This window comes from Methanosarcina sp. DH2 (genome assembly GCF_020804225.1).
Classification (GTDB): domain Archaea; phylum Halobacteriota; class Methanosarcinia; order Methanosarcinales; family Methanosarcinaceae; genus Methanosarcina.
On record NZ_WJBI01000002.1, the window covers coordinates 605,288 to 630,232 of the forward strand.

Consider the following 24,945-nt stretch of genomic DNA (forward strand, 5'->3'; position numbering starts at 1 on the left):
AATGGCAGGAACAATTGCAATCAAGAACGGATATGTCTTTGACCCCCTCAATGAAATAAACGGGGAGATTATGGACGTCTTCATTAGGGACGGAAAAATCGTAAAAGAGCTTTCTGCAGCCGAAATAAAAACATCAAAGGTTATTGACGCCTCAGGCATGACTGTTATGCCAGGAGGGGTTGACTCCCATTCCCACGTTGCAGGCGCAAAGGTTAACGCCGGCAGGTCGATGCGTCCCGAAGACCATTATAAAGCAAATCTTAAGAAAACTTCACTCACCCATTCCGGTTCAGGATACACCGTCCCCTCGGTCTACAAACAGGGGTATGATTACGCAGCAATGGGCTATACAACTGTTTTCGAAGCTGCGGTTCCTCCTCTTGAAGCCCGCCACACTCATGAAGAGATGCGTGCAACTCCCCTTCTGGATATGGGCGGGTACCTTGTGCTTGGAAACAACTTCTTTTTGATGCGCTACCTCAGGGACGAGGACATGGAAAAGGCTGCTGCTTATGTCGCCTGGATGATGAAGACCCACAAGACCTACGGGATCAAATGCGTCAATCCTGCTGGGGTCGAAAACTGGGCATGGGGCAAGAACATTAGTTCTCTTGACGAGACCAACATCCATTTCGAGATTACTCCAAGAGAGACTATCAAAGGGCTTACTGAGATCAACGAAACCCTGGGCATGCCAATGCCAGTCCACCTGCACGCAAACAACCTTGGCCACCCTGGCTGCTATACGATTACCAAGGACTCCCTCAAAATCCCTGATGGGGTAAAGACAAAGCAGAACATGAACGTGGAATGGGCAGAAACCAAAATGGACCCTTCAAGGGACCGTTCCGTATACCTTACCCATCTGATGTTCAACAGTTTTGCAGGCACAACCTGGGGGGACTGTGAATCCGGTGTTAAGGACATTGCAGACTACATTAACAACAGGGATCATGTGGTAATCGACAGTGGATGTACTCCCTTCGGAGAAGCAACAGTTATGACCGGAGACGGGCCTGCTATCCACGATCTTTACACTCTTACGGGAAACAAGTGGTCGAACACTGACGTTGAAATGGAATGCGGCTCAGGTGTCATTCCCTTTACCTATCTCAAGTCCAACCCCGTACATAGCCTGCAGTGGGCAATGGGGCTTGAATGTCTCCTGCTCATCAACGACCCCTGGAAAACCATAATGACCACAGATAGCCCCAACGGCGGACCGTTCACAAAATATCCTGAGGTTATGACCTGGCTCATGTCCGAAGCTTTCAGAAAGCAGACCTTCGGTGAGTGCCACAAGTGGGCAAATGACCGGAGCGAACTCGGAGGCGTAAACCGGGAGCTCTCCCTCTATGATCTTGCTGTCCTGACAAGGGCCAACCCTGCAAAGACGATTGGCATGGTCCATAGAAAAGGTTCTCTTGGCGTGGGTGCAGACGGAGATGTTACAGTCTATAACATAAACCCGCAGCAGCTTGACGCAAACAATTACGAAGCTCTCCTCAGGACCTTCAGAAAGGCAGAATACACCGTGAAGGGCGGCGAAATCGTGGCTGTTAAAGGAGAGATTGTTTCCCTGCCCGAGAAACGGACTTACTATTCCGAAGTGCATGTCGAAAACGAGCGGGAAAAAGAGATGCTGGCTGACGTGAAGGAGTGGTTCAGGTACTACACCCTTGGCTTTGCCAACTATCCGACTCCAGAAAAATACCTGGCAAACCCGACTCCCATACAGGTTAACGGTGAGAGGTGAAGTGATGACAGAGGGAGTACTTACTCATAAAATGACAGATGCCGGAAAAAGTGCCGGAGAAATGGAAGAAGTGACGCTAATTCCTAAAAAAACGATTGACATTAAACTGGAATCAGATGTTATAACTCCTGATTCCTTTGCAGGCAAAAGTGCCGAAGAAATAGGAAAGCTATCCGTCTGGCAGGGCCCAAAGACCTATCCTCTTTCCGATTTCTTTGAAGTCGTAGGCAGTGCAGGCAGTTCTGCATCTGAGACCCTGATCCGCATAAAAGGTGATGCAACGAGGGTTAAAAGGATCGGGGAAGGCATGAGTGCAGGAAAAATTGAGATCGAAGGTTCTGCAGGCATGCATGTCGGGACAGGAATGAAAGGAGGCGAGATCGTCGTTTACGGAGATGCCGATTCCTGGGCAGGCATGGAAATGCTGGGCGGGCTTTTGCACATTAAAGGCAATGCCGGAGACCACGTGGGTTGTGCTTACAGAGGAAAGTGGCACGGCATGAAAGGTGGACGTATCGTTATCGAAGGTTCTGCAAGGCACCAGCTCGGAGGCGGCATGGACGGTGGGGAAATTCTTGTGGAAGGCAATGTTGAAGGTTTCTGCGGGATCCGCCAGAACGGCGGGCTCATTGTTGTAAAAGGCAGAGCTCTCCGCGGAGTGGGTACAGAAATGGCAGGCGGAACCATAGTTATCGGGGGCAAAATAGAGCGTTTCTCTCCGGGGTTCGAATTTGTATCTATGGAAAATAGGGTCAGGTCTGGCGATATTGAACTAATTGGCGAATTCAAGAAATTCACAGGGGACTACGCGATTAGCAAGCGGGCAAAAGGAGCTCTCTATGTGGTTGCAGATGTAAACCCGGAGCTCTGAGGTGAAAAGCATGGAAGTAATACTCATTACCGGAAGTACGATCGATGAAGGCAGGCTTGCCAAAGGCGGGGACAAGTTCACTGAAGAATACACTATGGAGTGTGCGTCCTGCTGGATTTCTCCTGCGGATTTCGCGTTACTCCGTTCTCCTGATAAAGTAAAAGTAACAAGCCGGAACGGAAAACATTCAATCATAGTTTATACGAAATGTACGGACTCAGTCCAGCCAGGGCAGGTGTTCATGCCTAGGGCTATCTGGTCGAATGTTATTATCGATCCTGATACCCTTTCTACGGGTTCTCCCCTCTATAAAGGAGCTCCCGTAAACATTGAGCCCTCAGAAGAAGAGATTCTTAGCGCTGAAGATGTAGTGCTGAAAGTTTATGTCGGGGGACAGTGAGTATGATTTACAAAAACATAGTCTGTCCGGTCTGTGGGGCAGCCTGTGATGACATCCAGGTTGAATTCGGGGACGGAAAGATTGAAGCTAAAAATGCATGTAAAATGGGAAACGCCAAGTTCAAGGAGGTTGTAAGTTCCCACAGGCTCAGGCAGCCCCTTATAAAAGTCGAAGGAAAACTGACCCATGCAGCCTGGGACGAAGCTCTTGAAAAAACTGCCGATATCCTTGTTTCGGCAAAACGCCCCCTCCTCTTTATGGGCAGCGAAACCTCCTGTGAAGCGCATGAAGTAGGGCTCAAGATAGGGGAATACCTTGGTGCTATTGTCGACTCCAATGCTACTATCTGCCACGGCCCGACAGCCATGGGAATCCAGGAGTCTGGAAAAGTCGGTGCAACCGAAGGTCAGAAGAAAAACAGAGGTGACCTCATAGTCTACTGGGGGACCAACCCTCTCGAATCCATGCCCAGGCAGATGTCCAGGTACGGAGTTTTCCCGAGGGGCTACTGGACCAAGCGCGGGCGTTTTGACAGGACAGTCATCACTGTAGACCCAAGAAAGACCCCTACCACCGAAGCTTCCGACCTGCACGTGCAGCTCAAGCCCGGCTCGGATTATGAACTGATAAGTGCACTTCTCACCCTTCTCCACGGGAAGACTCCCCACCCGTCGGTGGAAGAAATCACAGGAGTCCCTATCCAGGTCATGGAAGAGATGCTTGACATGATGAAGAACTGCAACTTCGGGGCCATCTCCGTTGGGCTCGGGCTCTCCTCATCCATTGGAAAGCACAGGAACGCTGAAATTGCCATGAACCTTGTGAAGGAGCTGAACAACTATGCCAAGTTCACTCTCGGAGCTCTTCGAGGTCACTGCAATGTAGCAGGCTTTAATCAGGTTGCTTCCTACATGTACGGCTATCCATTCGGGCTTGACTTCACACGCGGACACCCGCGTTATAACCCGGGAGAATATACAACCGTTGATGTGCTGAGAGAGAAAGATGTAGATGCAGCTTTTGTAATGTGTGCTGACCTTGTCTGCCACATCCCTGCGGACTGCGCTTCTTATCTTGCCGAAATTCCCATGGTCTGCCTGGATATTGCTCCCTGCCCGACCACAGCTGCTTCGGATATCGTGCTCCCGGGAGTCATTGACGCCATGGAATGCGACGGAACTTTCTACAGGCTCGACGACGTGGCTGTACACTTCGAACCTTTTACTACTTCACCCTTCGAGTTTACGAAGAGCAACGAAGATACACTGAAGCAGCTCTTTGAAAAGATTAAAGCAAGGAAATAAGCTAAGTCTGTTTCACAGATTCTCAGTTAAAGGATTCTCAGTTAAAGGACAGTACAAAACAAACAGATGACGTGAGAGTGATATAAAGCTCTCACCTTTTTTATCTTTCAATCCTTCCTCTTTTTATCACTTTACGTATATTTTTTCCTTCAATATTATGTGATGATCATAACTGCGACCGTAGTTGAAGTTTAAGCAATTCTTTAATATGTGCATGTACATTTATAACTTGTTAGAATTGACCGAATCACAATTAACAAAGCATTGGAAAGGGAGTAGGTGAAAGTGTCGCAGGAAAATAAAAATGATAAGTCTTATTACAGTATCATTGCGCTATCAATTGTTCTGGTACTGATGTCAGCAACAATATACGCTATTTCACAGAATGGATCCGAAAAGGATACGGAAAGTACTATTTCCATGAGTGGGTATGCTGAACAGAAGGTTGTCCCTGACACAGCAACATTGAGAATAGGTGTTGTAGTCCAGTCTGCAACTGCAAAGGAAGCGTCCGATGAAAATGCAGCCCTTATGAGTGCTGTAATAGCAGAACTCAAAGCAATAGGATTGCAGGACAGGGAAATGCAGACATCCTATGTTTCCGTGTACCCTGTATACAACTATGATAAAGAACAAACAATCACAGGTTACTCTGCATCCAACAGCGTGCAGATCACAACCACGAATCTCGACAAGCTGAGTGAGATCATTGACAGGTCCACAGCCGCCGGAGCTAATGAGATTGGAAGCATTTCCTTCTCAGTGTCCGATGATATGCAAAAGCAGCTTCGTGAAGACCTAATGAATGAAGCGGTCGTTGATGCATCATCAAAAGCCTCTACGCTTGCTAAGAGCCTGGGTGTTGAGATAACTGGCGTGCAAACCTCATCTATAAGTGAGAACAGTGGTCCCAGAGTATACTACGAATATGATATGGCAGTAGCAGAACAGGCTTCTGGAGCAGTTTCCACTCCTATTCAGCCGGGCGAGTCTACCGTCTCAATGTCAGTACAGGTCACGTACTACATTGAATAAGAAATTTGGACTAAGTAGTTTGAATGCTGGAGCATACAAATAATCAGGAGTTGCAGATAACGGGTGTTGTTTGCAACTTCCTATGTCAATTTTTTATAAAGCCGCAGCCAATGTAGACAGAAAAAAGTATTCTTTAAAGATCCTCTTTTTAAGCACGTAACTATAAAAATCTAAAAATTTAAAAAATATTTTCTGCTATGCCAGTATATTATCTAAAAAATTTGTATAGTTGAGTTCTGATGTGTATTTATATTTCACGGCTCTGTAGAAATCCTCTAAATTCTGCTTTTACCCAAAAATTTATAAAAATTAAATTGTAAAATTGCTCCTTATTTTTTGTCCCCACAAAAAACGAAGGAGCAATCCCTATTGTCATCAAATAAGTATATTAAATTTGTTGATCTTAGTCTTGAGACGGTTCAGTCTTCCAGACTGAACCTTTACTCCTGCAAATATTCCAAACACGTTTATACTCAACATCAGCTTCTTGTTCTGGTTTTATTGAAAGAGTATATAAGTACGGACTATCGTGATTTTGTAGAACTTATCGAGCTCATGAACGATATAAAGGAAAAACTTGACCTTGATAAGATTCCTCATTACACTACACTTCAAAAGTTTGTATCCCGAATTCCTTCTTTACTGTTTAATCTCATTTTGTCAAAAGTTCTAAAGCTATTTTACTCACATGGAGAAATTGTTTCTATCACTGCGATTGATGCAACTGGGTTTACGAGTTCTTATGCAAGTTATTATTACTCTCGAAGAACAGGAAAGCTCCGAAGGAGCTTCCTGAAAACTTCAATAGCAGTAGACACAGATAAAAAAGTGATATTGGGATGGAAAATCAGTCAAAAAACAGATCATGACGTCAAACATGCAAATACTCTGATAAGACAATCAAATAGGACAAGAAAATCAGAATGTTATGTGATGGATAAAGGATATGATTCTGAAAAAATTCATGCTCTAGTTAGAGAAAAAATCAAAGCAGACTCAATTATACCTTTAAGAGAAAGAAAAAGGAAGAAAGTAAAGGGAAAATACAGAAAAAAGCTGCATTTAAGCTTTGACAAAATCAAATACAATAGACGGAATATAGTGGAAACAACGTTCTCTGTTGTCAAAAGGAAGTTTGGAGAAGTGCTCAGGGCAAGAAAGTACTTCAACCAAGTAAAAGAAATAAAACTTAAACTGTTAGTCTACAATATAAACAAAAAAGTTGTAGAAATAATTTGCATCAAATTAAGGATTTCTACAGAGCCAAAATAACTAATGTGGTCTGATTTGAATGCTCAAAAGAAGGAATATTGGTAAATGGCTGATGCTTATCATTTCTGTTTCTGTTTTTTTGTGCGTTTCTGCAAGTGCAGATAATAGTAAATTGAATGATTCTGAATCTGATGAAATCTCCGATTCTGTAAAGGAATTTGCAAATGATCCCTTGTTCATAGCATTCAGGGGAAACATACCAGAAACAGTCGACCAAGAGTGGAAAAATTCAATTACAGATTGCTGGCTAAATCTTAACCGAGTTGGGCCATCGTATTCCGAATTTGACAGTTCTATAAAAAGTGTTGCTGCTAGTGATGTAATAATAATCGAACTGGGCTCTGCTTATAAGGGAGAAGTAGATAACTCCAGAATTAACGAGATGTATCAGAAAATTGAGGAGTACTGTGAAAAGCAGGAAGGGATAAGTGAAATTCCTATAGTCTTTGTGTGGGCACAGGATGAGGAGGATCTTCCATTACCTGATTATGGTCCTCAGATTTTTGAGGAAATTAAAAATGAGACTGGGTTCATAGCTACTCGAGGAACAATGCCTGTAATTACAGACGCTTATGAAAAGGTGGAATGGGAAGAGACAGCAGGGGAGTGTATTCATAGTTTCAGAAGTGAACTTCGGCCCTACATGAAATCATCTGGTGGACCATTGACTGGTTATGGCTATATCTATAGGGGATACATATTTGTGGCTTTTGACCCAAAATCTATAGAAAGTGTTAATGATTCTATTATTGATGAAATTTATCTAATAATCGAGGACCACTGTGAACACGAAGGCGTAAGTGAAGCACCAGTAGTTTTTGAGTGGAGAGGAGATGTGATTGAAGAAGAAGGCCTAGCAGAATCTCCTGATGAGGACAAAGAGGTCACAGATAATCTAACATCAACATACCAGACGCCTGGCTTTACTTCAATAATGGTCATTTTAGGGCTTTTATCGGTACTGGTTTTCAAGCGTTCATAACGTTCTTTTTTAAAGCTTTATTTTGCCCGAAACCTCTGAAGATTCTTCAGGCTTTTTCTACCTTTTTTCTTCTCTCAAGCGGATTTATTTTTCTTTTTGTTTGCTTCTTCTGAACGCAACCTTCTCTCCGCAGTACTGGTGCAGCTTTTTTGTTCCTCCAGCCTCGCTGACCACCGTAAGCATTGTAAAGGGATCAATAATTCGGGTTCCCATTATTGCAGTAATTCCTCTTTCGAAAAATGGGGCAGGGTAGAGAGGTGCGCTTGGGCCGAGAAGGACAACTTCCCTTGCTGCTCCCCGGAGGGAAAGGAGTTCGTCGAAGGTCCTGTTGGCGAGAGTACTTGCACTGAGGATGATCACATCCGATACAGGGAGGATTTCTCTTGCTTTTTCCGAGGGCAGGGTCCTGGTTTTAGGAGATTCTATTTCACGTTTTTCAAGGACTGTGAGTTTTTCGGTTATTTTCAGGATTTTCGGGACTAGAGGACCGAAATAGCCTACCATTGCAACCCTATCCCCAGGTATTATAAGGTCCAGAATGTCCGAGTAGGAGCGCTGGAAATGTTCGGGTTCCAGGTCCCGCAGCATGTGGGAAAGCGCATTTAAGGTTGCAATCCCGACTGCTGCTTCAAGGGGATTTTCTGACAGGGCAAGTTCAAGCACTTTATCCGTAGTTTTGCCTTTCAGGGTCTCCGTAAAACCCAGGGCAGGGCAGCAGGAAAACTCGTAAAGTGGGGTGCAGGCGACACCTCCGTAGTTTTCGGAAAGCAGAACCCCGGTATAGGCGAGCCCTATTCTCACGTCTTCTACCTCGATTTCTTCAAGGGCAGGACCCAGGTCCTTTTTGAGCGCAGTTACGAGGGCGGACAGGATTTCGTTTTCTTCTTTTTTCCCAGTTTTCTGTAAGTTTTTGCTTTCTGGCATGAGTCCACCTTTTATTTTACTCACCTACAGCCTTTCTATTTTTGTTGTAAAGTCAAGAGGATTTGCATAGTATGGGGCGCTTATAACGATAATGTCAACAAGAGGGGCGTATTCAGGGATCCTTTTTGCCTCGATTCCTCCCACTGCAAGTTCAAGTTTCGGGTTGAGTTTCTTAAGTTCAGGTCCGAGTCCCTGCATTTCCTCGGGGGAAAGATGGTCAAGGAGCATAATATCCGACATTTCGGCATATTTGAACGCTTCTTCTCTCGACCGGGGCTCGATTTCGATCTTTTTCAGGGCTCTGAGCTTTTTCAGGTCCCCGGCAACTTCCAGGTGATTCTGGCTGAGCTGGATGGAGTCGCTGAGTGAATTTCTGTGGATGTCTCCTCCGCCTGCCCGGACTGCTTTAAGCTCAAACATGCGGGATCCGGGATGAGTCTTTCGGCTTGTTGCAATTATGATGTCCGGGTTTGCCTTTCGGCCCGCACTTACCATAGAGGCTGTTTTTGTGGCAATGGCACACATGAGGGAAAGAAAGGTCTGGGAGACCCTCCAGAGTTTGAACAGGAGTTTGAGGTCTCCTTCGGCTTCGAAAATTGCATCTCCTGGCTCGAAAGTCATGCCGTCTCCGAGGCAATTCAGGTTTTTCAGGCCTTTTCGTTCGTAATATTCCGCCAGCTCCCCGGCGCAGGCACAGGTCCCGTTTTCTCTTGAAATAATTCTCATTTTTCCTCTGCCTTCAAGTTTGAGCAGTTCCGCGCTTTCATCCTGATAGGGGCAATCTTCGTAAAAGTAAAGCTCAAAAAGGTCTATCATGCTTTGCCTCAAAAATTTCCTTTACATATCACTTATTTTATGTTTCTATTTCCTTTGCTGCCGGCTTTTCATATCATTTTTTTTCTCCCGGTCCATCTTCACTTCACTTCTGGTTCTGTTAATCTTATTCCCGATCTGCGTTAACTTTACTTCGGCTTCGAATTTACTTTATAAATTTACCTTATTATCCTGGCATTTGAAGCCTTGAACACGGCATAGATTTCTCTGCCTGGTTCAAGATCAAGCATTTCACATGAAGTAGGTGTGATTATTGCTTTAATTTCTGCACTTCCCATCTTCAGCTCGACCACGAAAAGGTGTTCCTTCTTGAAAACTCCTGAAACCCTTCCCCTCAAAGTATTCCGGGCCGAACTTTCCATAGCCCCTCTGGCAAGGATGACTTCTTCAGGGCGGATGGAGACCGTGACCTCTTCTCCTGGTTCGGCCGGGTCTGCTGAATAGATTTCCAGACCTTCGGCTTCGATCACCGTCAGTTTTCCTTCGAGCGTCTTTACCTTTCCTTTCAGCACATTGGTGCCCAGAAACTCGGCCACGAAATCCGGAGAAGGGCGCCTGAAAACGGATTCCGGATCTCCTGCCTGCATAACTTCCCCTTTTCTTATGACTACAACCCGGTTTGCCAAGGTCCAGAGATCTTCGAAATCGTGGGTCACGTGCAGGACAGTGGTGCTGTAATCCGCAATTGCCTTTTTCAGCATCTTCCTGAGCTTTTCCCTTGTTCTTGCATCAAGGGCGCTGAAGGGCTCGTCCAGAAGGAGCAGCTTTGGTCTGGCAACCAGGCTCCTTGCAAGGGCTGCTCTCTGTTTCTCTCCTCCGCTCAGGGTTTCCGGTTTCCTGTGCAGCAGTTCGTTTATCCCGAGGACTCCGGCAATCTGCTTTACTTCGGTCTCTATCTGCTTTTTATCCCTGATCTTTTTCCGGAGGGCATACGCTATGTTTTCAAACACGTTCATGTGGGGAAAAAGCATGTGGTCCTGGTACACTATGCTGATCTGCCTCATATCGGGAGGAAGGTCGGTGATATCTTTTCCTTCCAGAATAATTCTGCCTTTCTCGGGTCCGTAAAATCCGATTACGGTTTCAAGAAGCAGGGACTTTCCGCTGCCTGAGGGGCCTATCAGCGCCAGGTAATCCCCTTTTTCGGCTTTAAGTCCCATATCGCTGAGCTGGAAATCTCCAGTGTCAAGGCAGAGGCCCCTTACCTCAAGGAAACTCACAGCCTTCCTCCTTCGAACCTTTCGAAGCTGAGGATTGCAAGAAAAGCAATTCCCATGAGTAAAATCCCGCTTGTCACTGCCATTTCCAGGTTTCCGTATGAGATGTTAAGGTAAAGGGTCACGGGCAGAACTTCAGTATTCATGTAAGAGCCTCCTGCAAGCACAAGCACGGCCCCAAAAGCTCCTATGCAGCGGGCAAAGGTAATTACGCTCGAAGCAAAGAGCCCACTTCTTGCCATCGGAAGAGTTACGTGCCTGAAGGTCTCGAACTCTCCATAACCGAAGCTCCTTGAGACCTGTTCGTATCGCGGGTTGATGTCTTCGAAGGTAGAGTAGATGACCCTTACAGCGTAAGGAAAGGCGACAAAAAACTGGGCAACAACTATTCCAAGCTTGCTGAAGGTTACCTTTATTCCTGCCGCCTCAAGGTAAGGCCCAAGAAAACCGTGCCCGAAAAGGAGCAGGAGTGCAAGGCCCATTACCAGTTCAGGGAACGCCATCGGAAGCCCAAGTATTGCCTTTATGAGGCTTTTCCCCTTAAACGAAAAACGCGAAAGTGCATAGGCTGTCGGGATTGAAAAGCACATGACAGAAAGTGTCGAAGCCGAAGAGGTCAGCATGGAAAGCTTCATGGAATAGAACATCTCTTCCGAAAGCAGGGCTGATAAAATTTCCGAGGGTTTAAGGACAAAGAGCAGAGCTCCTACAGCTATGAAGAGCAAAAAAGTGAAGAAGAAGGTAACACCTACAGTTAGGTTTCTGAACCAGGAGTGGTTAATACTGGCGTATTTTAAGGGCTGCATGGCTCAAAGCCCCATTTTTCCCAGATCTCTTCTGTCTCTTCTCCTGCAATGTAAGTGTTAAAAACCTCTGCCAGTTCAGGGTCTTCGGTGTATACGGAAACCGCTGTGGGTATGGTCTTTATTTTATTCTGTTCTTCAGGAATCGGGATAATTTCGAGTTTTCCGCTGGCTTCACCCCAGCTTGCCATGTCTTCCCAGATAATTGTCGCATCTACCTCTTCGGATACAACGTAAATGAGAAGCTGGTTTACGGTCGCAGTCCTGACAATTGTGTTATTCTCGACTTCGGGAAGGATGCCTGCCTGTGTACAGATCGTTTCCGAGACCTGGCCTATTGCAGGCCCGTTAGGGTCTCCGAGAGCCAGTTTTACTCCGGGTTTCGCCAGGTCTTCGAGCTTGCTTATATTTTCGGGATTTCCCGCAGGAACTGCAATTACAGGAACATGCAGGGTCAGGTTTTCCACGCTTTCATTGAAAACATAATTCCTGTCCATAGCCTGTCCGGTGTAGTAGTAATCTCCGGGGATAAAAATGTCACACTCTTTTGAGGTCAGGATTCCGAAGATTTCGGCGCTCCCTCCGTAGCGGACCTCTACGTCTGCTCCGGTTTCGTTTTCAAAGCTCTCAATCAATTCGTTCATGGGTTTTATCAGCCCCGCTCCGGAACAAACCGTGAGATGTCTCCCCTCAAATGCTTTTTCCTGGTTTTTCAAAACAGGTGCAGATGCTCCTTTTTCAGTACACCCTGAACCGGCAAGAGCCACTGCCAGTACCATGATAATTATGAATGTGCAGACTTTTTTCATTCAAAAACCTCTTCAGATGGAAGTTCAATGATATGTCTGAACATACATAACGGTTAATAAAGTTTTTTACAAAAATATTCAGTGCGGATTTTATTTAAAAGTAGAATGAGATTCAGGCTGCTTTCCATTCCTGAAATCTCAAAAAATAAAAACAGGCGTTTTCCTTTTTATTTAAAGTTCAAATATTCTCTTTCTATATTTCTCAAGTTCTTCAGCCCCTTTTTCCTTTGAAAGGCTGCTCACCTCGTAGATAATATGGGACGGCAGAACCTTCATCCCCATATACTCAAAGACGCAGTGAGTAACCGATTCAAGATGCCTGTTAAGGTCCCCATGTGCCCCTCCTTCGGAATACCATTCTTTTGAAGCCCCTGTAGTAGTGGCAAGAATTGCAGATTTTCCTTTCAGGAGCCCGGTTTCGTAGGCGCTGTTTGTGATAGGGTTGAAGCCAAAACCCGGAGCCAGGACCCTGTCTATCCAGCCCTTCATGATTGCAGGCATGGACGTGAAGTAAATAGGGAACTGAAAGACGAGGAGATCTGCCCACTTTACTTTTTCCATCTCCTCTTTAATGTCAGGCGCAAAAGCCCCGGTTTTGGAGGCCTGGATCGCTTCAAAGAAAGGCTTGAAAACATCCGGCTTTTTTCGTTCTGTGAAGTCTTCCGCATTGAGCACGGGATTGAAGTTCATCGCGTAAAGGTCTGACAGTCTTACTTCGTTGCCTTTTTCCTTCAGGGCAGCAAGAGCTGTGTCTTTCAGGGCAGCATTGAAGGATTTGGGCTCAGGGTGTGCATAAACATAAAGAATTTTCATTTTATTCCCCCTAATTCTATCCATGAAATTCGTTTCCCTTAATATATAAGTAAAGCTGCCTCTCTCGTTGAGACAAAAACATACACAAAATTATATTCATGGTTAAAAATTACGCTTCGAGCCAAAAATGCATTCTCCCGTTGATGGTTAATATTATTATATCACGAATTCCAGCCCGGTTGATACTTTCTTTTTTGTCTACTGTATGCAGGCGGGATTGGGCGGCATATGGCGCATTAAAAAGAAAATTTGAAATGAGGTGTACAGTCTTTCGGATAACGTAAACCAGCTTTTCGGAGAACACTATTAATTAAATCTTAAACTAAATTTTATACCTTGAACTAAGAGTTATGAATTGATCTTTTTCAAAAGCCACGCCATGTTCTGGCCCAGGACCTGCATGGTCCGGATACCTTCTTCGTCTTTTTCAACGTCCCCCTCAGCAAGCCCTATTCCTACGTTCCAGTAACTGGACCCGGGAATTATCATCTGGGAAATCGTGAAGAAATGGTTAATGGAATCAAAGACATGGACTGATCCGGCTCTCCTTACTGCAACGACGGCAGCTCCAACTTTGTACCTGAACATTTCACTATTGGCTTTGGCAACAAACCCTGCCCTGTCTATAAGGGCTTTGAGCTCAGGCGTCAGGTCTGCGAAATATGTAGGCGAGGCAAGGATTATGCCGTCGGCTTCAAGCATTTTTTCAATGCATTCGTTGACGATGTCTTTGTCAATTACACACCTGTGGTCTCTGTTTTCAAAACATTTTGAGCAGGCAATACAACCGTGGATACTCTTTCCCCCTATCTGCACGGTCTCGGTTTCGATCCCCTCTTTTTCAAGCTCTGCAAGGGCGTGTTTTATGAGAGAAGCCGTATTGCCTTCCTTCCGCGGGCTTCCGTTAAATGCAACGACTTTCATTGTTATTCTACCCCTATCAATCTTTAATTATTTATTCTCAGTTTATTCCTTCAGTTAATTAATCCTTTTCAGCTGGTTAATCCTTTTCAGCTGGTTAACCCTCTCCAGTTCCTTTTTTGTCAATCAGACTTTTACCTGTTTTCCAGGCTTCTCCCCCGTAATCCCCCACGGTCCAGTAGCTGTTATCCGGCATGGTAAGTAGCAGGGTTCCATCTTTTTGATATCCGGCTTCCCCTGAGTCAGATACTGCTCTTCCGAATAAGCGGCAATAATTTCTCCCACAAAGAAGTAGTTTGTTGGAAACTCCAGGGTTTCGATAAGCCTGCACTCAAGGTTCAGTGTGCAATCTTTGATCATGGGAGCGGTTTCGAGCTCCCCGTAGAATACTTTAAACAGGCCTGACTTGTCAATCTTTTCTCCGGAGACAAGTCCACAGTAGTCGGTTTTTTCCACCATTTCAGAATAAGGGAAATTTATGCTGAAGCTTCTGTTCTCCATGATACCCTGTGGCGTGTAATGGGATTTGTGGACTCCCACTCCAAGCATGGGTGGGTTTGCATTCACACGGCTTACCCAGCCCAAGGCCATGAAATTAGCTTTTCCTTTCACATTTGCCCCGAGGAGGGTAACAGGCATCGGATAGATGAATACGTTGTTATTTATCCTGACTTTCTCTGCCATGGGTACTTTCCCCCAGCCTGCTTACACATTCATGTCTCTATCTGGTTTGATGATATCGAGTTTGATGTGACTCCTCCTAAAAATGAATAGGAGTAGAATTTGAGGAATAGAATAAATCATAACTTTTTTCTGTATACATTGATTTCAGTGTCTTTCTCAAGACATTCTGAAAGCAAAGGAAATATTTCTCTAAAATGACTGGAGTTTAAGTGTTCATCCAGGCTGCTTTCATCTTTCCACTCTTCTAGCATCGTCAGGATTCCTGAATTCTCCAATTCCTGATACACTCCATATTCTATGCAACCCTCTTCTTTTATTGATCCTTCAACAAGTTTTTCACACAAATCCATAAATTCTTGAATTTTTTCAGGTTTGACCTGATTTTTTGCAACAACTCTTATCGTCAATAAAATCACCAGCCTGTACAATGCTTGACTCTGCCAGTATAACAGTATTATTCTTTCTTCTGACCGTACCTGTTGTGATAAACTTTCTCTTTCCTGTACCGGTCCTGAGGTTCGGGTTGCTGGGCAGGGTAGCCAATAGGTACAAGCCCCAGAGGAAATACATGGTCCGGTAGTCCAAAAGTTTTCCGGAAGCCTTTGACCCTATCTGTCATGGGAAAAATCCCTGTCCAGACCGCCCCAAGCCCGAAATCGTGGGCTGCAAGTAGGAGGTTCTGAATGGCTGCCGAGCAGTCCTGAACCCAGTATCCAGGCGCTTTTTCCTGAGTCGTATCCCCGCAGATCAGAATTGCGAGAGGAGCTTCCCTGCACATGCCGGCATAAGGGCTGAATGTGGGAATCTCGTCCAGAATTTTTCTGTCATCGACTACAATGAAGACCCAGGGTTGAGCATTAACTGCAGATGGAGCACTCATTGCAGCCCTGAGCAGTTCGGTAACAAGCTCTCTCGGAACTGGTCTGTCAGTGTATTTTCGAACGCTTCGGCGAGTATGTATCGCTTCAAGAGTTTCCATATTCAGACTCCTCCAATTTATTCCTGAAAAGTCTGGGCGAGAAACCTCCCTCCAGGCTTCTCTCGCCCTATTTTTATTTTCTTTCCCTGTTCTATTCTCTTTTTAGACTTTATTTTCTTTCCTTACCTTATTTTTCTTTAATCTCTCTTCATTTGAAGAGGTTAAAGCCTGTGTTTTTTGCTTTTTCCATAAGCTCGATATCATCCTTAACTTCTCCCGGAGCGTGATATCCAACTCCTACTATCGTATCCTTCACATCCATGCGCATGAAGCTGGAAATTTGCCCTCCGAATTCATCATAGACTCCTTTGAAAGCTGCCGCATCAGGCGCTCCCTGGGTCCCTATAATTACTGCTTTTTTCCCGGCAGGGAGGCGCGGAGAGAAGTCAGCGTTTATAAGGGAATAGCAGCGGTCAAGGAAGAGTCGCATCTGACCTGTAAACTGACCAAAGTAGATAGGAGAACCAAAGACAACACCATCGGCTACTGCAAGCTCATTGAATAATTCCATAAGGTCGTCTTCAAGCTTGCACTGATCATGGCTTTTGCAATAGTTACAGGCCTGGCAGCCTCTGTAATTCATCTCGTTGAGGATGAAGGTCCGGGTTTCGGCACCTTCTGCTGCTGCTCCTTCAAGGACCTGCTGGACAAGGATATTTGTATTTCCATTCTTTCGGGGACTTCCAACAATACCTATGACTTTCATCTTTTACACCTTTTATCTGTTGATTTGAGCCTCTTTTGGCTAAATAGAGTCTCTTCTATCAGTAACGTAAGTTTATTGATATTTAATCTACAGCAACTATACTTATATACCATACATACAATCCGGATACTTAGTAACAAAAAGGATAGAATGGAAGATTATGGCAAGTGAGGCAAAAAACAGTAAACACTATCACTGTCCTGTTGAAACAACTCTGGACGTAATCGGCGGCAAATGGAAACCTCTGATTCTCTGGCAGTTGAGAGCAGAAAAACTGCGTTTTTCAGGGCTACAGCAAAGCATGCAGGGTATTTCTCCTAAAATGCTCACAAAACAGCTCAGGGAGCTTGAAGAAGCTGGGCTCGTCCTCAGAGAGAGTTTTCCTGAAATCCCGCCAAGGGTTGAATATTCTCTGACTGAGTTTGGAAAAACCGTGCTCCCTGTTCTGGATGCGCTCTGTGAATGGGGAAGTAAATATCTTGACCGAGAATGCTCTTTTGGTAGAAATGAGGGCTTTAAAGCCGCCGACGGCCCCACTTTACAGTAACTATTTCTCGTAGCTACTTCTTGTAGTTATTTTGCAGTAACTACTTTTAGCAGCCGTTCAATCCCCGCGAGCAGGTAAATTCCCTGCAGCCGGGTCATTTCGCACGTTTTTTCCTTTTTCAGCAAGCGATCTGAACTCTCGAATAACCATAATTAGAGTTACCGTAAAAGCCAGAGAATCTGCAAGCGGGAAGGCTGCCCAGACACCTGGCAGATCCAGGTATTTTGGGAGAATCAGCACAAGCGGAATCAGGAAAAGCATCTGCCTGCACATGGACAGAAATAGAGAGGGCTTTGCTTTGCCGATAGCCTGGTAAAGAGCTGCTCCTACTACCTGAAAACCCACAAGCGGGGTTGCAAGCACGACTATTCTTACAGCATTCTTTCCTTCAACTATCAGCTGGTGGTCTCCACTGAAAATCCCGAAAAGCTGCTCCGGGAACAGATAAAGTATAAGGAAACCCGCAATGGACATAACTGTGGTAGTAAGAATGGCAAGCTTTACAGTATCCTTGACCCGTTCAAAGTTTTTTGCCCCGTAATTAAAGCCCACTATGGGTTGGAACCCCTGGATAATTCCGAACATGGGCATGAGCGTAAACATCAGGAGTCTGTTAATTATACCGAATACGGCAATGGCTATATCCCCTCCATAGAAAGCGAGCAGGTTATTCAAGATTATAATCATGAGGCTCCCTGAAACGTTTCTGGTAAAAGGAGACACCCCTATAGCAAGGGCTTCTGTTATTATTTTGCTGTCCGGTTTGAGGTCTGAAGGGCGGAACCTGAGTGTACTTTTTCCACTGAGGAAATAACGGATAACATAAAGTACTCCTATTGCCTGTGCCAGCACGGTCGCAATGGCAGCTCCTCTGATCCCCATCCCGAAGCTAAAAATAAAGATCGGATCAAGTATAACATTGAGGCCGCCGGAGATGAGCATGGAGTTCATGGCGACCTTCGCGTTTCCTTCCGAACGGATCACAGCGTTTGTCACCATTGCAAGGGAAAAAAGGACAGTACCGTAAAGAATTACTTCCAGATATTCAAGGGCATAAGGAAGAATAGTATCAGTTGCCCCGAATGTTTTCAGGAGTGGTACGATAAAAATAAGCCCTGCCTCTGTTATCAGTAAGCTCGAAAACAGGGAAAGAAAGATCAGATTTGCGAAAATTTTTTCGGCTTTTTTCTGTTCTCTTTCCCCTAGACGGCGAGATATGATGGACGCGCCTCCGATGCCGATAGCAAGACTTACAGCCATTCCGATCATCTGGATTGGGAATGCGACTGCAATGCCCCCGATTGCCTGAATACTCTCGGCTCCATAGGCCCTGCCTACGAATAACGTGTCCACAAGGTTATAGAAGGCCTGCACCAGCATTCCTATAATTGCGGGTACTGACAGCTTAAAAAGAAGTTTTCCGATATTTTCGTCTGCCAGCATCCGGCTTCTTTCGTCCATCCTTTAATTCCTCTAAATTGTATTGACGTATTCATTTTAGTTGTTTTTATTTAGGGCGAATTAATTCTAATTGCTTTTATAGCAGGGGAATTAATAATTAATTTTATATTAAGATATGAAACTTACAAGAACAGTTAATCGAATATAGTCTTATCGGCTTTATGGTTTATACCGTGAATTCGGAAGATAAAGCCGGAAAACTTTATCTGCTATGTTTCATCTGTGTTTAGTTTGTACTCATCACCTGGAATACAGTAGCATCCCATTCAACAAGTAAAAATAAATCTTCTCCCTCTAAGTTTATATAGTACCAGGAATTCGTTTTTATCTGGCTTATCCGGTGAACAGTACAAATCATTTGATAATTTTCGGAAAATGGTTCTCGGAAAAATGATTCTCGGAAAAATGATCTCAGAGATATGGTTCTCGGAAAAATGATTCTCGGAAATAGTCCTTTGAAATATCCCCGAATGGGTCTCGAAATATTTAATTACTGTTGGTTGGAAGAATTAATTAAGGTCATTAAAGATGGTAATGCCAGTTCTCAGAAAAATATTCAGAGGGACTGTATGTTTACTGGCATAATAAATAAATGAATAGAGTTCTATACACTTTTCAGGGTTCAGGAAACCGGAGAGATATCAGGATTAAGCGTATGATGCAGAACAACGGATACATGCGATATTTTACGAAAAAAAGCTGCTACCCAAATCAGGCAGAAGCTATGGAGAAGATTCACTCTGCCCTCCAGCATGAGAAAATAGTGCTTTTTGAGGGAGCATGTGGGACAGGCAAAACTCTGAGTTCACTTGCTCCTGCCCTTCACGTGGGGAAGAAACTCAACAAGGTCGTAATCATAGTCACGAATGTCCACCAGCAGATGGTCCAGTTCATCCATGAGACCAGGGATATCAACAGGGACAACAGCATAAAAACAATTGTTTTCAAGGGCAAGACCTCCATGTGTCCCGAGAACCTCGACTATGAAGAGTGCAAGCTAAAAGGGGAAAATACCTATGACCTCCTTGAGTTTGAGAGGGAAGTTTCTTCAAAGGAAAAAGAACTCAAAGATGCCTCCGAAAAACACAAAAGGACAAAAGACCCTGCCCTCTACGCCCTCAGGAACGAGCTTGAAAAAGAAATCGAGGAAGCCCGAAAAAAGGCTCAATCCCTGAGAAACCACTCCTGCCCAAAGCTTTATGAGGTCCTCAAGTTTGAAGGAAATGAATTTTCGTCCTGGCTCTTTTCTGATGTTAGAAGTCCGGAAGAAGTTATGGAATATGCTGAAGACCGGAGCATGTGCGGGTATGAGCTGCTTAAAAAGGAACTTAAAAACACGGAGCTCCTTATCTGCAACTTCCATCATGTGCTCAGTGCTGATATCTTCATGACTCTTCTTAAATGGCTTGAGAAAGATCCTGAAGACATAATTCTTATCTTTGACGAAGCTCACAACATTGAGGCTTCAGCCCGTTCCCATTCCTCCATAATGCTCTCAGAGCTGACCATTGAGAAAACCCTTTCCGAGGTGGGGGAGATTCCAGAGCCTGACAACTCTCCTGTATTCGGGGGAGGCTCCGGATCGAGTATCGGAATCCCTCTTGACCAGGACTATGCTTCCCGGCTCTATGCTAAAAGGCTTTTTTCCTGTTTGCTGACCTCTATCAGGGATACTTACGACTCAAAGCTGAAGTTCGGAGAGAGAAATCGGCTTGGAAAACACTGGCAAGACATCCAGATTAGTGACCCTTATGAGCGCCTTGACATCCTGAAAGCTCGCTTTTTGCGGGACGCAAAGAAAGAAGGGTTTGCAGATGAAGAAAATGTGCTGATCCGGTTGCGGGAAATCGGGGAGTTCGGAGGCAGGCTGGAAGAGATTTATGCTGAAAACTACAAGAAAGGGCTTCTTTCCGTTCCCAAGCGTTCCCAGATCCGTTATGTTGCAGATTTCCTTTCTTCCTATCTTGTTCTTTCGGACAGGCAGAACTATTATCCGATCCTGAATATGCGCAGAGACTTTAAAAGCGACAGGGTGGTCGGCAGGCTTGAACTTTTCACCTGTATTCCCAAAAATGTGACCCAGCCTTTGTTTGATTCCGTTTATTCTGCAGTGCTGATGTCGGCTACTCTCCGGCCTTTCGAGATGGTAAAATCCACACTGGGCATTACCCGGGAAGTTGAAGAAATCACCTATGGGACCACTTTCCCACAGGAACGAAGGCTTACTCTTGCGGTTTCAGTCCCTCCCCTCTTTGCAAAAAACAGGGACAGTCCTGAGACCCTGGACAGTTTGAAAGAGGCACTTCTCGCTGCTATTGCTGCATCGCCAGGGAATGTAACCATTTACTTCCAGAGTTATGCAGAAGCCCTTCGCTATACAAAACTCCTTGAGCCTGAGCTTTCGGTTCCGATTCTCCTTGATGAGGTAGGGGTTTCAGCCCATGAGGTCAGGCAGGAATTTTTCAAAATAGGGGAGCAGGGAGGAAAAGCTGTGCTTATAACCTATCTGTGGGGAACATTGAGCGAAGGTGTAGATTTCAGAGATTCCCGGGGCAGGACCGTGATTGTCGTAGGTGTGGGATATCCTGCCCTGAATGACAGGATAAAAGCTGTAGAGTCGGCCTACGATACTGTTTTCAACTGCGGAGATGGCTGGGAGTTTGCAGTTCAGGTGCCGACTATCAGGAAAGTAAGGCAGGCTATGGGAAGGGTTGTTCGTTCTCCGGGAGATTTCGGAGTAAGGATTCTCCTTGATGCCCGCTACCAGGGCTCTCAGATGCGTAAACTTGGCAAATTTTCGGTCTTCGGATACTTCCCACCTGAAGAGAGTAAAGAGTTTCTTGATGTAGCTCCAAAGGATGTGGGAAGCCTGGTAAAAGAGTTTTTTGCAAATATAGTACCTTATACTCCTGAAAAAAATGAAACTGAAATCAAAAAGACTGGAAAAGAGGATCAGGAATCTCCGGTTTCAGGTCGTCTGGAGTTCGGGAGCCTTGCAGAAAAGCTCTGAAAGAAAAGAGCTCCATCACTCCAGCCCAACTCTTGAAATGAATTTTCGTTAAACTCCTGGTCTTATCTTATTTTTTATTTTTCTTACTATCGCTTTTATTGTTCTTTTCTTCATTACTGACTTTCAAGGCGTGCTCAGGCCTTTGACACTACTATATAATTGTACTTTGTTGTCGTAGTGCTGCCTGCTCCATTGGTTACCGTCAGCTTTATCGTGTAACTACCTGCTGCCGAATATGTATGCTTTGGATTCTGGACTGTTGCGTACGTTCCGTCTCCGAAACTCCAGTTCCACGCAGTAGGCGATCCTGTAGAGTTGTCCTTAAAGGTTACAGTCAGGGGCGCAGTTCCTGACCTCGGAGTGCCCCAGCAGTTTATTACTGGTGTTTGTGCAGCTATTCCTGTCACTGTTATATAATTTGATTTTGTTACCGTATTGCTGCCTGCAGCACTGGTTACTGTAAGTGCTACCGTATAATTCCCTGCCGCAGAATAGGTGTGTACAGGACTCTTGGCTGTTGAGGATGTTCCGTCTCCGAAATTCCAGTTCCACACGGTGGGAGTTCCTGTACTTGTATCAGTAAACAGAACATTAAACGGTGCACTTCCTGAGGTTGCATTGCTGCTGAAGCTTGCAACCGGCGTTTGTGCAGCCGTTCCTGTCACTGTTATGTAATTGTATTTTGTTGATGTAGTACTTCCTGCTGCATTGGTTGCTGTAAGGGCTATCGTGTAAGTTCCTGCCGCTGAATAAGTGTGCTTTGGATTCTGGACTGTTGAATATGTTCCGTCTCCGAAACTCCAGTTCCATGCTGTGGGGGAGCCCGAGGAATTATCCTTAAAAGTTACAGTCAGTGGTGCACTTCCCGATCTCGGAGTACCCCAATAGTTCATAACCGGTTTTTGTGCAGTTGTCCCTACACTTATATAACTGGATTTTGTTGCCGTATTGCTGCCTGCAGCATTGGTTACTGTAAGCGTTACGGTGTAGTTTCCTGCTGTTGAATATGTATGCGTTGGGCTCTTCTGAGTTGAACTGGTTCCATCACCAAAATTCCAGCTCCATGTTGTAGGTGAACCTGAGCTGCTGTCAGTGAAGGTCACACTCAGTGGGGCATTTCCTGAGGTTGGAGATGCCGAGAACGCAGCAACTGGCATTTGTGCAGTTGTTCCTGTCACTTTTATGTAGTTTGATTTTGTCACCGTATTGCTGCCTGCAGCATTGGTTACTGTAAGCGTCACTGTATGATTCCCTGCTGTAGAGTATGCATGTACCGGGTTCTGGACTGCTGAATTGTTTCCATCCCCAAAGTCCCATTTCCATGCAGTTGGATTTCCTGTACTGCTGTCAGTAAAGATCACACTCAGTGGGGCATTTCCTGAGGTTGGAGATGCCGAAAATGAGGCAACCGGCATTTGCGCCGCATCCGTTCCTACACTTATATAGTTCGTCTTTGTTACCGTAGTATTACCTGCAACATTACTTGCTGTAAGCATTACTGTGTAATTTCCTGCTGAGGAGTATGTATGTACAGGGTTCTGGACTGTTGAATATGTCCCATCTCCAAAACTCCAGTTCCATGCAGTTGGAGTTCCTGTGCTTGTATCAGTAAACAGGACATTTAGCGGGGCTTTCCCTGACGTGACGTTACTGCTGAAGCTCGCAACCGGCGTTTGTGCAGCCGTTCCTGTTACTGCTATGTAATTGTACTTTGTTAATGTGGTATTGCCTGCAGCATTACTTGTTGTCAGTTTTATCGTGTAAGTCCCTGCCGCCGAATAAGTGTGCTTTGGATTCTGGACTGTTGCGTACGTTCCGTCTCCGAAACTCCAGTTCCATGCTGTGGGGGAGCCCGAGGAATTATCCTTAAAAGTTACAGTTAGTGGTGCATCTCCTGATCTTGGAGTGCCCCAGTAGCTTACAACTGGTTTTTGTGCGGTTGTTACCTTTATATAATTCTCTTTTGTTTTTGTGTCATTACCAGCTGTGTTGCCTGCCGTAAATGATACTGTGTAATTTCCTGCCATTGAATAGGTATGTACCGGATTTTTCTGAGCTGAGTATGTCCCATCTCCAAAACTCCAGTTCCATGCGGTAGCTGTTCCTGTACTTGTGTCGGTAAACAATACAGCCAGAGGTGCGTCTCCTGAGGTGATATTGCTGCTGAAGTCCGCATCAGGGGCTGCCGGGTTGGAAGGGATTACCAGAGGCAGATAATCTGAGTATATGCTGCTTGATATACTGGTGTATGCGGAGTCGGAAATTCCGTCTCCATCCTTATCTACTGCTGTGTCGGAGAAACCTGTTCCATCTGGTTTTCCCCAGTAGTTCCCGCCAATATAGGTTCCACTTATTATGTTTTTGCCTGCAACTTTTGTAGTATTGTAGGCGTTTCCGGTCCCGCTTTTGATAGTCATATTGGTGTTATTGAAATAATTGTTATAAATGAGGTTTCTATCGCTGAGCCCGCAGACGTACATTCCATAAGCACTGTTCGAAGCAACGGTATTACCTGAAACTTTATTGTCGTCAGAGGAGCCCAGATGGATGCCGCGGGCATCACTGGAAGCCGTATTTCCGGAAATAGTATTGGCGCTGGAACTTCCGAGCACAATTCCATAATAACCATTATTCATAATTGTGTTTTTCGAGATAGTGCACCCTTTGGAACTCACGAGATAAATCCCGCGTCCGTTGCTCAAAAGTTTGTTGTTTTCAATTACGCATTTATTGCATCCGGACAGATAAATCCCTGAATAACTGGATCCGCTTGCTCCAACAGCTCTGATCCCGCTAATCTTAACATTATCTGCCTGCACTGAAATTACATTGACTGTTGAGCTTTTAGCTTTTATTATTGTATTATCAGGGTTTCCTGACTCGGACCTGATTGTAAGATTACCTGTAGTTATTTTTACATTTTCGGTGTAAGTCCCGGGCTTTATAGTTATTACATCACCTGAGCTTGAACTGTTTATGGCAGCCTGTATTGAGTTTCCTGGCTGGACAATAATTTCAGCTGCTGCTCCAGTACCCGAAATTAATGCTAAAATGAGAAAGATTCCTAATAAAATGACCAGCTTATTTCTAATTTCAATTCCTCCGTCCATTAAAGAAAGTTAGGGATGAAGTCTGTATCAGGGGTAAAAATTGTGTTATTAGTAATTCATGAAAACATATACTCAATGTCCAATGAATGTACAAATGTAAAGCTCTGAATTTGCGCTGAATTTATCTAAAATCCAGAGTAAGATCCCTGCATGAGCCACTTTAACTAAGCGGGAATGTATATGAAGTAATATAAATATACTGATTTTAAATTAATACTTCTATAATAATAAAAAACAGCTTACAGATCGATAAAGTATAATTTAATTGTAAGGCAATAATTCGTTTTTTTAACTTCCTTAAAAATTACCTTTATCATTTCTATATTCCATTTGATGAGCTGTCAGCCTCTTTCAAAACAAGCAATAATCTTTTCTTACCATTCCTATATCAAATAGATTGAACTATACCAACACCCAAAATTACGTCCTTATATCTCGAATTTGGACTAATTAATCGATCTTCTGATCAGGAAAATATTCCTGAAACTCTTATTGATGTAGAAATAA

General features: G+C 44.6%; 23 protein-coding genes. 10 read left to right on the forward strand and 13 right to left on the reverse strand.

Annotated elements, in window-relative coordinates; translation table 11 throughout:
- Position 1 precedes the first annotated feature (1 nt).
- From FXV91_RS06570 to FXV91_RS06600, 7 genes are all read left to right on the forward strand, one after another.
- The gene (locus FXV91_RS06570) at positions 2–1,756 is read left to right on the forward strand and encodes a formylmethanofuran dehydrogenase subunit A (RefSeq protein WP_229389629.1); all 1,755 of its coding nucleotides are present in this window, start codon (positions 2–4) and stop codon (positions 1,754–1,756) included.
- Positions 1,757–1,760: 4 nt separating this feature from the next.
- On the forward strand, positions 1,761–2,627 hold the full coding sequence (locus tag FXV91_RS06575; protein ID WP_229389631.1) for a formylmethanofuran dehydrogenase subunit C: 867 nt from the start codon (positions 1,761–1,763) through the stop codon (positions 2,625–2,627).
- A 10-nt stretch (positions 2,628–2,637) separates the two neighbouring features.
- Positions 2,638–3,027 carry a molybdopterin dinucleotide binding domain-containing protein gene (locus FXV91_RS06580; RefSeq protein ID WP_229389633.1) on the forward strand — a complete coding sequence of 130 codons (390 nt, stop codon included), beginning with the start codon at positions 2,638–2,640 and terminating at the stop codon, positions 3,025–3,027.
- 2 nt (positions 3,028–3,029) lie between these two features.
- Complete coding sequence (locus FXV91_RS06585) at positions 3,030–4,331, forward strand: formylmethanofuran dehydrogenase subunit B (protein WP_229389635.1); 1,302 nt, start codon at positions 3,030–3,032, stop codon at positions 4,329–4,331.
- A 285-nt stretch (positions 4,332–4,616) separates the two neighbouring features.
- Positions 4,617–5,366 carry an SIMPL domain-containing protein gene (locus tag FXV91_RS06590; protein WP_229389637.1) on the forward strand — a complete coding sequence of 250 codons (750 nt, stop codon included), beginning with the start codon at positions 4,617–4,619 and terminating at the stop codon, positions 5,364–5,366.
- Positions 5,367–5,735: 369 nt separating this feature from the next.
- Entirely contained in the window at positions 5,736–6,638 is a 903-nt protein-coding gene (locus FXV91_RS06595) for an IS5 family transposase (protein WP_229389639.1), read from the forward strand.
- Positions 6,639–6,657: 19 nt separating this feature from the next.
- Complete coding sequence (locus FXV91_RS06600; protein ID WP_229389641.1) at positions 6,658–7,620, forward strand: hypothetical protein; 963 nt, start codon at positions 6,658–6,660, stop codon at positions 7,618–7,620.
- 84 nt (positions 7,621–7,704) lie between these two features.
- Here FXV91_RS06600 and FXV91_RS06605 read toward each other — a convergent pair whose 3' ends face one another.
- The 11 genes from FXV91_RS06605 to FXV91_RS06655 form a co-directional block, all read right to left on the reverse strand.
- Complete coding sequence (locus tag FXV91_RS06605; RefSeq protein ID WP_229389643.1) at positions 7,705–8,544, reverse strand: DUF364 domain-containing protein; 840 nt, start codon at positions 8,542–8,544, stop codon at positions 7,705–7,707.
- 24 nt (positions 8,545–8,568) lie between these two features.
- Positions 8,569–9,360: a nicotinate-nucleotide pyrophosphorylase gene (locus FXV91_RS06610; RefSeq protein ID WP_229389645.1), complete on the reverse strand. Its 792-nt coding sequence runs from the start codon at positions 9,358–9,360 to the stop codon at positions 8,569–8,571.
- A gap of 176 nt (positions 9,361–9,536) precedes the next feature.
- Complete coding sequence (locus FXV91_RS06615; protein WP_229389647.1) at positions 9,537–10,598, reverse strand: ATP-binding cassette domain-containing protein; 1,062 nt, start codon at positions 10,596–10,598, stop codon at positions 9,537–9,539.
- Complete coding sequence (locus tag FXV91_RS06620) at positions 10,595–11,401, reverse strand: ABC transporter permease (RefSeq protein ID WP_229389649.1); 807 nt, start codon at positions 11,399–11,401, stop codon at positions 10,595–10,597. The genes FXV91_RS06615 and FXV91_RS06620 overlap by 4 nt, the downstream gene beginning before the upstream one ends.
- On the reverse strand, positions 11,389–12,207 hold the full coding sequence (gene modA / locus FXV91_RS06625) for a molybdate ABC transporter substrate-binding protein (RefSeq protein WP_229389651.1): 819 nt from the start codon (positions 12,205–12,207) through the stop codon (positions 11,389–11,391). Before modA ends, FXV91_RS06620 begins: the two co-directional genes overlap by 13 nt.
- Positions 12,208–12,378: 171 nt before the next feature.
- Positions 12,379–13,020, reverse strand: coding sequence for an NAD(P)H-dependent oxidoreductase (locus FXV91_RS06630; RefSeq protein WP_229389653.1), 642 nt, complete (start codon positions 13,018–13,020; stop codon positions 12,379–12,381).
- A gap of 348 nt (positions 13,021–13,368) precedes the next feature.
- Entirely contained in the window at positions 13,369–13,944 is a 576-nt protein-coding gene (locus FXV91_RS06635; RefSeq protein ID WP_229389654.1) for a flavodoxin family protein, read from the reverse strand.
- Between the two features lie 123 nt (positions 13,945–14,067).
- Positions 14,068–14,625, reverse strand: coding sequence for a flavin reductase family protein (locus tag FXV91_RS06640; RefSeq protein WP_229389656.1), 558 nt, complete (start codon positions 14,623–14,625; stop codon positions 14,068–14,070).
- A gap of 116 nt (positions 14,626–14,741) precedes the next feature.
- A complete protein-coding gene (locus tag FXV91_RS06645; RefSeq protein WP_229389658.1) occupies positions 14,742–15,053 on the reverse strand; it encodes a putative quinol monooxygenase in 312 nt (103 codons plus the stop codon).
- 26 nt (positions 15,054–15,079) lie between these two features.
- Positions 15,080–15,604, reverse strand: a complete 525-nt coding sequence (locus tag FXV91_RS06650; protein ID WP_229389660.1) for a nitroreductase family protein — start codon at positions 15,602–15,604, stop codon at positions 15,080–15,082.
- Positions 15,605–15,752: 148 nt separating this feature from the next.
- Complete coding sequence (locus FXV91_RS06655) at positions 15,753–16,310, reverse strand: flavodoxin family protein (RefSeq protein ID WP_229389662.1); 558 nt, start codon at positions 16,308–16,310, stop codon at positions 15,753–15,755.
- A gap of 160 nt (positions 16,311–16,470) precedes the next feature.
- On the opposite strand from FXV91_RS06655, the gene FXV91_RS06660 reads away from it, so the two are divergent.
- On the forward strand, positions 16,471–16,857 hold the full coding sequence (locus tag FXV91_RS06660) for a helix-turn-helix domain-containing protein (protein WP_229389664.1): 387 nt from the start codon (positions 16,471–16,473) through the stop codon (positions 16,855–16,857).
- Positions 16,858–16,914: 57 nt separating this feature from the next.
- On the opposite strand, the gene FXV91_RS06665 is transcribed toward FXV91_RS06660, so the two are convergent.
- Complete coding sequence (locus FXV91_RS06665; RefSeq protein WP_229389665.1) at positions 16,915–18,318, reverse strand: MATE family efflux transporter; 1,404 nt, start codon at positions 18,316–18,318, stop codon at positions 16,915–16,917.
- Positions 18,319–18,737: 419 nt separating this feature from the next.
- On the opposite strand from FXV91_RS06665, the gene FXV91_RS06670 reads away from it, so the two are divergent.
- Positions 18,738–18,914, forward strand: a complete 177-nt coding sequence (locus tag FXV91_RS06670) for a hypothetical protein (protein WP_229389667.1) — start codon at positions 18,738–18,740, stop codon at positions 18,912–18,914.
- A gap of 59 nt (positions 18,915–18,973) precedes the next feature.
- The gene (locus tag FXV91_RS06675) at positions 18,974–21,328 is read left to right on the forward strand and encodes an ATP-dependent DNA helicase (protein WP_229389785.1); all 2,355 of its coding nucleotides are present in this window, start codon (positions 18,974–18,976) and stop codon (positions 21,326–21,328) included.
- Between the two features lie 134 nt (positions 21,329–21,462).
- Here FXV91_RS06675 and FXV91_RS06680 read toward each other — a convergent pair whose 3' ends face one another.
- Entirely contained in the window at positions 21,463–24,438 is a 2,976-nt protein-coding gene (locus FXV91_RS06680; protein ID WP_229389669.1) for a PKD domain-containing protein, read from the reverse strand.
- Positions 24,439–24,945 lie beyond the last annotated feature (507 nt).